Origin of the sequence: Roseovarius pacificus, from assembly GCF_900142665.1 — a bacterium.
In the GTDB taxonomy this organism is placed as follows: domain Bacteria; phylum Pseudomonadota; class Alphaproteobacteria; order Rhodobacterales; family Rhodobacteraceae; genus Roseovarius; species Roseovarius pacificus.
In genome coordinates this window covers 996,562-1,009,015 of sequence record NZ_FRBR01000001.1, presented here as the reverse complement: position 1 = coordinate 1,009,015, position 12,454 = coordinate 996,562, and the positions used below count along the sequence as shown (strand labels likewise).

The window sequence follows — 12,454 nt, the reverse complement described above, 5'->3', positions numbered from 1 at the left end:
CCGGCTGTGATAGCTGAGGCGCGGCGCGGGGGCAATCACTCAACGCTGCGCGGCGGTCAGCGTTTTTTCGAAGAAATGGTCGGGGTAGGGATCGTCGTTGAAGCGGTCGATCTCGGTCCAGCCGGAGGATTGATAAAGCGCCACGGCCTCGGGCAGGGCCGAGTTGGTATCGAGCCGCAGGGCGGCGATGCCAAGGGTGCGGGCGGTGGCCTCGATCCTGTCCATCAGGCGGCGGGCCAGTTTCATGCCACGGGCCGAGGGCGCGACCCAGAGGCGCTTGATTTCGGCATAGCCCTTGTCGGTGCCTTTCAGCCCGACGCAGCCGAGCGGCAGCCCATCCGACAGTGCCAGAAGGAACGCGCCGCGCGGGGCGAGCATATCGGTCGCTTCGGGGTCGCAACTTAGGGTGACGTCGAACCCGGTTTCAAAGCGGCGGCCCAGTTCGGCATAGTATTCGCCAAGGCAATAGAGTGCATCGGGGCTGCGGGGATCGGCAAGCTGAAAGGTGATGCGATCACGCCCAAGGGCCGAGGCCACCAGATCCATCGCCGCCAGCAGGGTTTCGGGATGCGGGTGGCGATCCAGCAGGTCATTGGCGCGGGTGTCGGACAGGGCGTTGTAGGCCTCCAGTTCGGCCAGCCCGGTGTCGGTCAGGGCGGCGATCCGGCGGCGGCCGTCCTCCGTATCCCGGATCAGTGTGACAAGCCCCTCGTCCTGAAGCGATTTCAGGTAGCGGCTGAGCAGGGCCTTTTCCAATCCCAGAGTATCGCGAATCGCTTCCAGATCCGCCCCGTTGCGCCCGATAGCGTGGATCACGCGGGCAAGGCCCAACGGGCGGCCCCGGCCAAGAAACGATGTATCCAGAACCCCGGTTTCACGGGTCACGGCGCGGTTGAAACGGCGGATGCGGGCGACGGGATCGTAACTCATGATGGTTTACTTAAGTAAACTATTTTTGCCTGTCAATGACGGCTTGGTGGTTGACACCGGCCAGATGCCAAGGTGATGGAAGCATGATGAAAATCGCGTTGCCATATGTCCGCCCCGGTCAGGTGGTCGGGTTGCTGGGCGGGTCGTTCGATCCGCCTCATGAGGGGCATGTGCATATCAGCCGCGAGGCGCTCAAGCGGTTCGGGCTGGACCAGTTGTGGTGGCTGGTCAGCCCCGGCAATCCGCTGAAACCTCATGGCCCCGCGCCGCTGGCGCGCCGTATGGCGGCCTGCCGGGCACTGGTGGATCATCCGCGCATTTACGTCACCGATGCCGAGGCGCAACTGGGCACGCGGTATACCGCGCAGACGCTGCGCGCCTTGCAGGCGGTGCGGCCCGGTGTGCGCTTCGTGTGGCTGATGGGGGCCGACAACCTTGCGCAATTCGATCAGTGGCAAGATTGGCGCGATATCATCGAGCGTGTTCCCATGGGGGTTCTGGCCCGGCCCGGCCAGCGCATTTCCGCGCGCATGTCCAAGGCGGCAAGGGTTTATTCCGATGTTCGTTTGCCAGCGGCGCTCAGTCATACGCTGGGCCACAGCGACCCTCCGGCATGGTGCTTTGTCAATGTTCCGATGCGCGCCGTTTCCTCGACCGGGCTACGCGCGCGCGGCGATTGGCCGAAATCCGGGCGCGGATGACGCAGGCGTAATGCAGAAAAGCGATTGTGCGCATGCACGGACTGCGCTTATTTTCGCATCATGAGCAAAGTTTTATCGCGGCGGATTTTTCTGGGCTCGGCGCTGAGCGCGGTGGCGGGAGCGGTATGGGCCGGGGCGCCGGCAGTATCGCTTCGTCCGCGCCCGCGCCCCGAGGGGCTGTATCGCGGGTCCCCGCCGGGGGCCGAGGCCCTGATCGAGGCGGCGCGTCTGGACGGGCAGGTCACCTTTTCCGTGATGGATGTGAAAACGGGGTTGGTGCTGGAAGGGCGCGGTGAAACCGGCGGGGTGCCACCGGCCAGCGTGACCAAGGCGGTGACCGCGCTTTATGCGTTGAGCATCCTTGGCGCAGAGTATCGGTTCGCCACACGGCTGATTGCCACGGGTCCGGTCGAGAACGGTGTTCTGAAGGGCGATCTGGTTCTGGCGGGCGGGGGCGATCCGACGCTGGATACCGATGCCCTGGCGCAGATGGCCGCCGATCTCAAGGACAAGGGTGTGCACGAGGTGCAGGGTGCGTTCAGGGTGTGGGGCGGCGCATTGCCCTTTGAGCGCGTGATAGACTCCAGCCAGCCCGAGCATGTGGGGTATAACCCTTCTGTTTCCGGGCTGAACCTGAATTTCAACCGGGTTCATTTCGAATGGAAACGGGGCGGCAGCGAATATAGCGTCAGCATGGATGCGCGCTCGGCACGCTACCGCCCGGCGGTGACCATTGCCCGAATGGCCATAGCCGGGCGCAACGCCCCCATTTATACCTATGAGGACGGTGGCGATCACGATGCCTGGACGGTTGCAAAGGCCGCGCTGGGCAATGCGGGCGCGCGCTGGCTGCCGGTGCGCAAACCCGAGGCCTATGCCGCTGAGGTGTTCGCCGTGTTCGCCCGGTCGCAGGGGATCGTGCTGGCGCCGGGCGCTGCGCTGCGCGATGCGCCCGAAGGCGAGGCCGTCGTTGTCCATCGAAGTGCGCCGTTGCGCGACGTTCTGCGGGACATGCTGAAATACTCGAACAACCTGACGGCGGAGCTGGTCGGCCTGACCGCGACGGCGGCACGCCTTGGGCGGGTGGCTCCGCTGGCCGCGTCGGCGCAGGAAATGAGCCGTTGGGCCCGGACCGAACTTGGCATGCAAGGGGCGGGGCTGGTGGACCATTCCGGGTTGGGCGAGCAATCGCGCCTGAGTGCGGGGGCGCTTGCACAGGCTCTGGTGCGGGTCCATGGCGACGGTCAGCTCAAGCCGATCCTGAAGGACATTGCACTGCGCGATGATAATGGCGGGATCGACCGGGAGCATCCCGTCAAGGTGACGGCCAAGACCGGCACCTTGTATTTCGTCAGTTCCCTGGCGGGCTACATGACCGCGCCGGACGGCACCGAACTGGCCTTTGCGATCTTTTGCGCGGATACCGACAGACGCCAGCAGATCGACAGCCGGGCAGCGGGGCGGCCACCAGGGGCGGCCAGTTGGAACAGGCGCGCCAAGCAGTTGCAGCAAAAGCTGATCGAGCGCTGGGCAACGATCTATGGCGCCTGAGCGGGTTTAGCCCGTCACCACCATGTCGGTGCCCCAGGAGCGGCAACTTTCGGCCAGGGCGCCGGGCAGGGGAAGGTCGGTGAAAATCCGGTCGATATCCCGAAGTGATCCGATCCGTACCGGCGCGCTGCGCTGGAATTTCGAATGATCGGCCACAAGGAATACCTCGCGCGAGCGTTTCAGAAGGGTCTGGCCGACGACCACCTCCTGAATGTCGAAATCCAGCAGGTCGCCATCCTCGTCCAGCGCCGAACAGCCGAGGATCGCGGTGTCGAACTTGAAATTCTCGATGGTGCGGGCGGTCAGATTGCCCACCAGCCCGTTATCGGACCGGCGCAGGCTGCCACCCGCCACGACGATTTCGCAGGTCTTGTTCGCCAAAAGGATATTGGCCACGTTCATGTTGTTGGTCACGACCATCAGGTTTGAATGGTCCAGCAACTCGTGGGCCACGGCCTCGGTCGTGGTGCCGATATCCAGAAATACCGAGGAACTGTCGGCAATCGCCGCCGCGCAAGCCCGTGCAATGGCCTGTTTGGCGTCTTCGTTCAGGCGGCGGCGCTCGTCGTAAATGATGTTGGTGACACCCGAGGGCAGGATCGCGCCGCCATGCACGCGCTCCAGCTTGCCGGCGTTGGCCAGTTCGGTCAGGTCGCGGCGGATGGTCTGCACGGTCACGTCGAAGCGTTCGGCCAGATCTTCGACCATGACCTTGCCCTCGGTGCGGGCGATTTCGAGAATGTCGGGTTGACGAAAGGATTGCGACACGTCTGTTGGCTCTCCGTTTGGTGTTTTCGATTATGTTCGTTTTTATCCGCGTTTCAAGGTTCGCATGTGATTCGGCGGGACTCTGGCTCGATTTGCGCGATAATTAATGGTTTGTTTGGCGATGGTTGCAAATAAAACGCCGTTGAATCATATGTTTTCCTCAAAATCGAAAGTAAACGAACATTCGCAATTGACTTAATTGCCTTGATTATGGTTCGTTTGCGCTCACATGCGGCATTGAGATCAGGGAGGCTCCGGTGCCATCAGCCCGAGGCAATGACAGTGTCGATCTGTTCGTGATCGGTGGCGGCATCAATGGATGCGGCATCGCACGCGACGCTGCCGGTCGTGGGCTGAGTGTCGAACTGGTCGAGATGAACGATCTGGCCTCGGCCACCTCCTCGGCCTCGACCAAGCTGTTTCATGGCGGGCTGCGTTACCTCGAGTATTTCGAGATGCGGCTGGTGCGCGAGGCGCTGATCGAACGCGAAACCCTGCTGCGCGCCATGCCGCATATCAGTTGGCCGATGCGCTTCGTGCTGCCCTATCATCGCGATATGAGGTTCGAAGGGGAAACGCCCACCTCGAAACTTCTGAACACGGTGATGCCCTGGATGAAGGGGCGTCGGCCTGCGTGGCTGATCCGGCTGGGACTGTTCCTGTATGACCATCTGGGCGGGCGCGATATCCTGCCCGGAACGCGCACCGTGGATTTGCGTGACGATCCGGCGGGGCGGGTTCTGAAAGACAAGTTCGCGCGTGCCTATGAATATTCCGACTGCTGGATCGAGGACAGCCGTCTGGTGGTGCTGAACGCCCGTGACGCCGAGGGGCGCGGGGCCGTGATCCGTACACGCACGAAGGTAACCGGCGCCCGGCGGGAGAAGGATCACTGGGTGGTCACGACCGAGGACCGAGACACCGGTGAAACACGCCAGACCAGGGCGCGGGCATTGATCAATGCGGGTGGTCCGTGGGTCAAGGACGTCATCGTCAACACGTTGAACCAGAACCCCAGCGAGGGTGTCCGGCTGGTGCGGGGCAGCCATATCGTGACGCGCCGCCTGTTCGATCATGACAAGTGCTATTTCTTTCAGGGCAAGGACGGGCGGATCATCTTCGCCATTCCGTACGAGACCGATTTCACCCTGATCGGAACGACCGATGTCGAACATGAGGATGTCTCGGCCAAGCCGGAATGCACGCCCGAAGAGGCCGAGTACCTGTGCAGTTTCGCCTCGGAATATTTCCGCCAGCCGGTCACGCGCGACGATATCGTATGGACATATTCGGGGGTGCGGCCCCTCTACGATGACGGGGCGAAATCGGCCACGGCGGCAACGCGCGACTACGTGCTGAAACTGAATGACGAGGGCGGCGCGCCTCTGTTGAACGTGTTTGGCGGCAAGATCACCACCTATCGCAAACTGGCCGAGGCGGCGATGGCGCGGATCACGCCGTTTTTCGAGGATGCGGGCGGCAACTGGACGGCCGGGGTTGCCTTGCCCGGAGGGGATTTCGAGGTGGATGGCGTGCAACGCCTGATCGACGACCTCCGGACGAAATATCCGTTTCTCGATTCCTACTGGGCCGGGCGGCTGGTGCGTGCCTATGGCACCGAGGCGGCGCAGCTGCTGGGCGATGCGACATGCGTCGAGGATCTGGGGCCGGATTTCGGTGGAACCCTGACAGGGCGCGAGGTGGCGTGGATGATGCGCCATGAATATGCCCGCTGTGCCGAAGATGTGGTCTGGCGCCGCACCCGGCTGGGGCTTCGGATGACGGCCGGACAGATCGCTGCACTGGAAGAGTGGATGACATCGGACGATGCCGGGCAGGTCGATCTGCTGGTGGCCCGGTCGGGTATGAAAGAGGAGCAGGGCGCATGACATTGAAACTGGAGGGCGTATCCAAGGCGGTGAGCGGGCAGACACATATCTATCCGACCGACCTGACCTTGGAAAAGGGCACGATGAACGTGCTTCTGGGGCCGACCTTGTCTGGCAAGACCTCCTTGATGCGGCTGATGGCGGGGCTGGATGCGCCAAATGCGGGCCGTATCCTGTGGAACGATCAGGACGTGACCGGCCAGAAGGTACATGATCGCAACGTGGCGATGGTGTATCAGCAGTTCATCAACTACCCGTCGATGAGCGTTTACGACAATATCGCCTCGCCCCTGCGCCTGCTTGGCCGGCCCGCCGCCGAGATCGACGCGGAGGTTCAGAAAACCGCTGACCTGATGCAACTGACGCCGATGCTGGCGCGCAAGCCGTTGGAATTGTCGGGCGGTCAGCAGCAGCGTTGCGCATTGGCGCGGGCGTTGGTCAAGGGGGCCGGGCTGGTGCTGCTGGATGAACCGCTGGCCAATCTGGATTACAAGCTGCGCGAGGAATTGCGCGTCGAGATTCCGAAGATTTTCGAAGAGTCCGGCGCGATTTTCGTCTACGCCACGACCGAGCCGGAAGAGGCGCTTTTGCTGGGCGGCAACACCGCTACGCTGTGGGAAGGGTGCGTCACGCAGTTCGGCCCCACGCCGGAGGTGTATCGTCAACCCGTGGACGCCACGACGGCACGGGTTTTCAGTGACCCGCCGATGAATTTCCTGCAAGTCAGTAAGACCGGTGGAAAGCTGTTGTTCGGGGACGGTCAGACGACCCCCGCCACCGGCAAGTTGGCCGATCTGCCCGATGGCCGCTACAACGCCGGATTTCGGCCCAACCATCTGGAAATCGGGCGGCATACGGCGGATGCCATGAAATTCACCGCCCGGCTGACGGTGACGGAACTGACCGGGTCCGAAACCTTCGTGCATCTCGATCATCACGGCGAACGGTGGGTGGGGCTGGTTCATGGCGTGCACGATCTGGCACTGGGGACCGATCTGGATGTCTATCTGGACCCCAGCCATGTCTACATCTTTGGCGAGGACGGTGCGCTGGTCGCGTCCGCCGCCTATGCGCTGGCGGCCTGAGGAGGAGGGCGAATGGCAAAGATCACTTTGGACAATCTGGCGCATTCCTACCTGCCCAACCCGACGGGCGAGGCGGATTATGCGCTGAAGGAACTCAACCACGACTGGGAGGATGGCGCGGCCTATGCCCTGCTCGGCTCGTCGGGCTGCGGGAAATCCACATTGCTCAACATCATCTCGGGGCTGCTGAATCCCAGCCAGGGGCGTATCCTGTTCGACGGTCAGGATGTCACCGATGCGCCCACGGCAGAGCGCAACATCGCGCAGGTTTTCCAGTTTCCGGTCGTCTATGACACCATGACCGTGCGGGATAATCTGGCTTTTCCGTTGCGCAACCGGGGGCGGGACGAGGCCTATGTCGCCGAACGTGTGCAGGATGTGGCGCGCATGATCGGCATGGAGGCCGAACTGGACCGCAAGGCGCGCGGGCTGACGGCAGATGCCAAGCAGAAGATCAGCCTTGGCCGCGGCATGGTGCGCAAGGACGTGAACGCCCTGTTGTTCGACGAACCGCTGACCGTGATCGACCCGCACATGAAGTGGGAGCTGCGCACACAGCTGAAATCGCTGCATCACGAATTCGGACATACGATGATCTATGTCACCCACGACCAGACCGAGGCGCTGACCTTCGCCGACAAGGTGGTGGTCATGTATGACGGGCGTGTGGTGCAGATCGGCACGCCCGAAGAACTGTTCGAGCGGCCCGAACATACCTTCGTGGGCTATTTCATCGGCTCGCCGGGAATGAACGTGATCCCGGCCAGGGTTGACGGACGGCAGGCCTATGTCAACGGCTCCTCGCTTGATCTGGGGCAGGGCTATGGCCCGCTGGAGGGCAAGGTGGAAATCGGTGTGCGCCCCGAATTCGCGCGCCTCTCGGACAGCGAGGGCCTGCCGGTGAATATCCGCCGGGTCGAGGATGTGGGCCGCCACAAGATCGTGCGGGCCGATTTCTTTGGGAACGACATCAACATCATCGCGGGCGAGGGCGAAGAGATCGGCGCCGACAAGACCCGTGTCGTGTTCGATCCCGCGCATATCAATGTCTACGCCAATGACTGGCGCGTTCAGGGGGAGGCCGCATGATGCAGGAAAAGACGGTCAATCACAAGGCGTGGTTCCTTGTCCTGCCGGTTCTGGTGCTGGTGGCCTTTTCGGCGGTGATCCCGCTGATGACAGTTGTCAACTATTCGGTTCAGGACAGTTTCGGCAACAATCAGTTCTTCTGGGCGGGGCTCGAATGGTTTCGCGAGATGCTGGCGGAGGAACGCATGTGGGATGCGCTGGCCCGCCAGATGGCGTTTTCGGCGATCATTCTGGCGATCGAGGTGCCCCTGGGCATCTTCGTGGCGCTGAACATGCCCAAGCGTGGATTCTGGACCAGCTTCTGTCTGGTGGTGATGTCGCTGCCGCTGCTGGTGCCGTGGAACGTGGTCGGCACGATCTGGCAGATTTTCGGGCGGGTGGATATCGGCCTGCTGGGCTATACGCTGGACGCGCTCGGGATCGAATACAACTACACCCAGAACGTGATCGACGCATGGGTGACGGTGATCGTCATGGATGTGTGGCACTGGACGTCGCTGGTGGCGCTGCTGGCCTATGCCGGGCTGCAATCCATCCCCGACGCCTATTATCAGGCGGCCAAAATCGACCAGGCAAGCCGCTGGAAAGTGTTCCGTTATATCGAACTGCCCAAGATGGCGGGTGTACTGATGATCGCGATCCTGCTGCGGTTCATGGACAGTTTCATGATCTATACCGAGCCGTTCGTGGTGACCGGCGGAGGGCCGGGCAATGCCACCACCTTCCTGTCGATCGACCTTGTGAAAATGGCGCTTGGTCAGTTCGATCTGGGCCCGGCGGCGGCGTTCTCGATCATGTATTTCCTGGTGATCCTGCTGATCTCCTGGGTGTTCTACACGGTGATGACCAATCTCGACAAACGGGAGGGCAACTGACATGGCCGACCTGACCGTAAACACCGGCGCCACCCGCAAGGCCAGCCGGATCAGGGTGAACGGCAGTGCCCTGGTGATGACGCTGTATCTGGTGTTCCTCATGTTGCCGATCTACTGGCTGCTGAACATGAGCCTGAAGACCAACTCCGAGATCCTCGGGGCCTTCACGCTCTGGCCGCAGAACCTGACGCTGGCGAACTATGCCACCATCCTGACCGACGCCAGCTGGTACATGGGCTATGTCAATTCGCTGATCTACGTGGTGATGAACACGGTGATCTCGGTCGCCGTGGCGCTGCCGGCGGCCTATGCCTTCAGCCGCTATCACTTCATGGGCGACAAGCACCTGTTCTTCTGGCTGCTGACCAACCGGATGGCCCCGCCCGCAGTGTTCGCTCTGCCGTTTTTTCAGCTGTATTCCTCGGTGGGCCTGTTCGACACGCATATCGCGGTGGCCCTGGCGCATTGCCTGTTCAACGTGCCTCTGGCGGTGTGGATTCTGGAAGGGTTCATGCGTGGCGTGCCCAAGGAAATCGACGAAACGGCCTATATCGACGGGTACGGCTTTGGCCGGTTCTTCGTGAAGATATTCATGCCTTTGATCGCCAGCGGCATCGGCGTGGCGGCGTTCTTCTGCTTCATGTTCTCATGGGTGGAATTGCTGCTGAGCCGCACGCTGACCAGCGTCGACGCCAAGCCCATCGCCGCCACGATGACCCGCACGATCGGCGCGTCGGGAATCGACTGGGGCGTGCTGGCCGCCGCCGGGGTGCTGACCATCGTGCCTGGTGCGTTGGTGATCTACTTCGTGCGCAACTACATCGCCAAGGGCTTTGCCCTGGGGAGGGTTTGATGGAACCATTCATTAACCCCAGGCATGTCATCCTCGGGCCTGACCCGAGGATCTCCGTGGAGGAGCGCCTCACGCAGTTTGAGGCGACCAATGCCCAAAGACATGTACGTTTATATCGTGACGAACAAACGCCACGGGACGCTTTACATCGGGGTCACAAACGATCTTGTGCGGCGTGTCTGGGAACATCGCACCCACGCAATTTCCGGATTTACCGACCGCTACAATCTCACACGTCTGATCTGGTACGAGCATCACGTCGAACCTGCCGCAGCGATTCGGCGCGAAAAGGCTTTGAAGCGCTGGAGCCGCGACTGGAAAATCGAACTGGTCGAGCAAGCCAATCCCGATTGGGTCGATTTTTGGCAGGAGATTTCCGGCCAACCAGACCTTCATCATCGTTAAACTCGACCGGATGGCTTGATGGCCAGGAGATCCTCGGGTCGGGCCCGAGGATGACGGTGCTGTATCGGAAGGAGGTATTCTAAATGGAATGGATGGCATGGACATGGCCGACCGCCGCATTCTTTGGAGTAATTGCGGCATTGTTGATCACCTTCACGGTGTTGGCGGTCAGGTATCCCGAAACACCCCGGCACGGCGTTCTGGGGATCGAAACGACGCGCGGTGACAGGTTGTTCATCACGCTCTTGGGCTCGGCCTTCATCAATCTGGCCTGGTTGGCGATCGTGGGGGCGCATCAGCCCTACGCGATGCTGGTTTGCCTGCTTTATGCCGCGGCGGTGTTCCGCTGGGTCTAGGGCAGGGCGTGCGCATGGGGGCCGGGGACATCCGGCGCACGACACGAAGTTCCCCGGACAGAAATGACGACAATTGGTTCGAAACACGGGAGGATAGAAACCAATGACCCTGAGTTTGAAATCAACAACAGCCCTGGGGCTTGCCCTGTCGCTGCTGTCTGCCCCGGCGTTTGCCGGGATGGACGAGGCGCGCGCGTTCCTTGACGACGAAATCGGCGATCAGTCGGCCCTCAGCCGCGAAGAGCAGGAAGCGGAGATGCAATGGTTCATCGACGCGGCCCAGCCGTTTGCGGGTATGGATATTCGTGTCGTGTCGGAAACCATCACCACACATGAATACGAAGCCAAGGTTCTGGCCCCGGCCTTTAGTGCGATCACGGGCATTCGGATCACCCATGACCTGATCGGCGAGGGCGACGTGGTCGAGAAACTGCAAACGCAAATGCAGTCGGGCCAGAATATCTATGACGCCTATGTCAACGACAGCGACCTGATCGGCACGCATTGGCGCTATCAGCAGGTGCGCAACCTGACCGACTGGATGGCGAGCGAAGGCGCGGACGTGACCAACCCCGGCCTTGATCTGGACGATTTCATCGGCACCCAGTTCACGACCGCGCCCGATGGCAAACTGTATCAGTTGCCCGACCAGCAATTCGCGAACCTTTACTGGTTCCGCTACGACTGGTTCAACGACGAAAAGAACAAAGCCGATTTCAACGCGGAATACGGCTATGATCTGGGTGTACCGGTGAACTGGTCGGCCTATGAGGATATTGCCGAGTTCTTTACCGGTCGCGACCTGAGCCATATGGGCATTGACGACAAAATCTTTGGCAACATGGATTACGGCAAGAAAGACCCCAGCCTTGGCTGGCGCTATACCGACGCATGGATGTCCATGGCCGGTATGGGCGACAAGGGCGAACCCAACGGTCTGCCGGTCGATGAATGGGGCATTCGCGTCAACGACAATAGTCAGCCGGTGGGGGCCTGTATGGCACGCGGCGGTGCAGCCAACAGCCCGGCCGCCGTTTACGCGGTGGAAAAGGCCGTTGACTGGCTGCAGAACTATTCCCCTCCCTCGGCCATGGGGATGACCTTCTCCGAGGCCGGGCCGGTACCGGGGCAGGGTAATATCGCGCAGCAGATGTTCCTTTATACGACCTTTGTCGCGCCGCTTGTGGACAGCCCCGCGGTGATGAATGAGGATGGCACCCCGAAATGGCGTCTCGCCCCCAGCCCGCACGGGGCATACTGGGAAGACGGCATGAAGGTCGGCTATCAGGACGTGGGCAGTTGGACGCTGATGAAATCCACGCCCGAGGACCGTGCCAAGGCGGCGTGGCTTTATGCGCAGTTCGTGACCTCCAAGACGGTCGACGTGAAGAAAAGCCATGTCGGCCTGACCTTCGTGCGCGAAAGCTCGATCCAGCATGACAGCTTTACCGAACGGGCACCAAAACTGGGCGGTCTGGTGGAATTCTACCGCAGCCCGGCGCGTACCCAGTGGTCGCCCACCGGCACCAACGTGCCCGACTATCCCAAGCTGGCACAGCTGTGGTGGCAGAATATCGGCGACGCCATGTCGGGCGCGAAGACGGCCCAGGAAGCGCTGGACAGCCTGTGCGGCGACATGGAAAGCGTGATGGAGCGTCTGGAACGCGCGGGCATTCAGGGCGATATCGGCCCGGCGATGAACGACGAGCAGGACGCCGAATACTGGCTGTCGCAACCCGGCTCGCCCAAGCCCAGGCTGGACAACGAGGAAGAAGAACCGGTCACCGTCAGCTATGACGAACTGATCGCCAGCTGGCAGTAAACATACGCTCCGGGGCCGGAGTTCCAGCCGGCCCCGGATGCCCTGCCCGGTCGCCATGCGGTTGCCGATGGTGTTGCACGGATGGCTGGCACGGCTAAACTGCGATCGCCGCGCCCGTGGCGGTCGCTTT

At 61.7% G+C, this 12,454-nt stretch carries 12 protein-coding genes; 10 read left to right on the top strand and 2 right to left on the bottom strand.

Going from position 1 to position 12,454, the window contains the following annotated elements; genetic code table 11:
• Positions 1-39 precede the first annotated feature (39 nt).
• On the bottom strand, positions 40-930 hold the full coding sequence (locus BUB53_RS04810; protein WP_073033328.1) for a bifunctional helix-turn-helix transcriptional regulator/GNAT family N-acetyltransferase: 891 nt from the start codon (positions 928-930) through the stop codon (positions 40-42).
• Positions 931-1,013: 83 nt separating this feature from the next.
• Between BUB53_RS04810 and BUB53_RS04805 the strand changes: the two genes are divergently transcribed.
• The gene (locus BUB53_RS04805) at positions 1,014-1,631 is read left to right on the top strand and encodes a nicotinate-nucleotide adenylyltransferase (RefSeq protein WP_373285755.1); all 618 of its coding nucleotides are present in this window, start codon (positions 1,014-1,016) and stop codon (positions 1,629-1,631) included.
• A 60-nt stretch (positions 1,632-1,691) separates the two neighbouring features.
• Complete coding sequence (gene dacB, locus BUB53_RS04800) at positions 1,692-3,182, top strand: D-alanyl-D-alanine carboxypeptidase/D-alanyl-D-alanine endopeptidase (protein WP_073033315.1); 1,491 nt, start codon at positions 1,692-1,694, stop codon at positions 3,180-3,182.
• A 6-nt stretch (positions 3,183-3,188) separates the two neighbouring features.
• On the opposite strand, the gene BUB53_RS04795 is transcribed toward dacB, so the two are convergent.
• Positions 3,189-3,950 carry a DeoR/GlpR family DNA-binding transcription regulator gene (locus BUB53_RS04795; RefSeq protein WP_073033313.1) on the bottom strand — a complete coding sequence of 254 codons (762 nt, stop codon included), beginning with the start codon at positions 3,948-3,950 and terminating at the stop codon, positions 3,189-3,191.
• A 257-nt stretch (positions 3,951-4,207) separates the two neighbouring features.
• Here BUB53_RS04795 and glpD point away from each other — a divergent pair, with 257 nt between their 5' ends.
• From glpD to BUB53_RS04755, 8 genes are all read left to right on the top strand, one after another.
• Complete coding sequence (gene glpD, locus BUB53_RS04790) at positions 4,208-5,839, top strand: glycerol-3-phosphate dehydrogenase (protein ID WP_073033311.1); 1,632 nt, start codon at positions 4,208-4,210, stop codon at positions 5,837-5,839.
• A complete protein-coding gene (locus BUB53_RS04785; protein WP_073033309.1) occupies positions 5,836-6,924 on the top strand; it encodes an ABC transporter ATP-binding protein in 1,089 nt (362 codons plus the stop codon). Before glpD ends, BUB53_RS04785 begins: the two co-directional genes overlap by 4 nt.
• A gap of 12 nt (positions 6,925-6,936) precedes the next feature.
• Positions 6,937-8,013, top strand: a complete 1,077-nt coding sequence (locus BUB53_RS04780) for an ABC transporter ATP-binding protein (RefSeq protein ID WP_073033308.1) — start codon at positions 6,937-6,939, stop codon at positions 8,011-8,013.
• Complete coding sequence (locus BUB53_RS04775) at positions 8,013-8,888, top strand: carbohydrate ABC transporter permease (protein ID WP_073033730.1); 876 nt, start codon at positions 8,013-8,015, stop codon at positions 8,886-8,888. The genes BUB53_RS04780 and BUB53_RS04775 overlap by 1 nt, the downstream gene beginning before the upstream one ends.
• A 1-nt stretch (position 8,889) precedes the next feature.
• Positions 8,890-9,741: a carbohydrate ABC transporter permease gene (locus tag BUB53_RS04770; protein WP_073033307.1), complete on the top strand. Its 852-nt coding sequence runs from the start codon at positions 8,890-8,892 to the stop codon at positions 9,739-9,741.
• A gap of 90 nt (positions 9,742-9,831) precedes the next feature.
• Positions 9,832-10,146, top strand: a complete 315-nt coding sequence (locus BUB53_RS04765) for a GIY-YIG nuclease family protein (RefSeq protein ID WP_073033306.1) — start codon at positions 9,832-9,834, stop codon at positions 10,144-10,146.
• 83 nt (positions 10,147-10,229) lie between these two features.
• Entirely contained in the window at positions 10,230-10,502 is a 273-nt protein-coding gene (locus tag BUB53_RS04760; protein ID WP_073033305.1) for a DUF2160 domain-containing protein, read from the top strand.
• A 103-nt stretch (positions 10,503-10,605) separates the two neighbouring features.
• Positions 10,606-12,324, top strand: a complete 1,719-nt coding sequence (locus BUB53_RS04755; protein ID WP_073033304.1) for an ABC transporter substrate-binding protein — start codon at positions 10,606-10,608, stop codon at positions 12,322-12,324.
• The last annotated feature ends 130 nt before the right edge of the window (positions 12,325-12,454 follow it).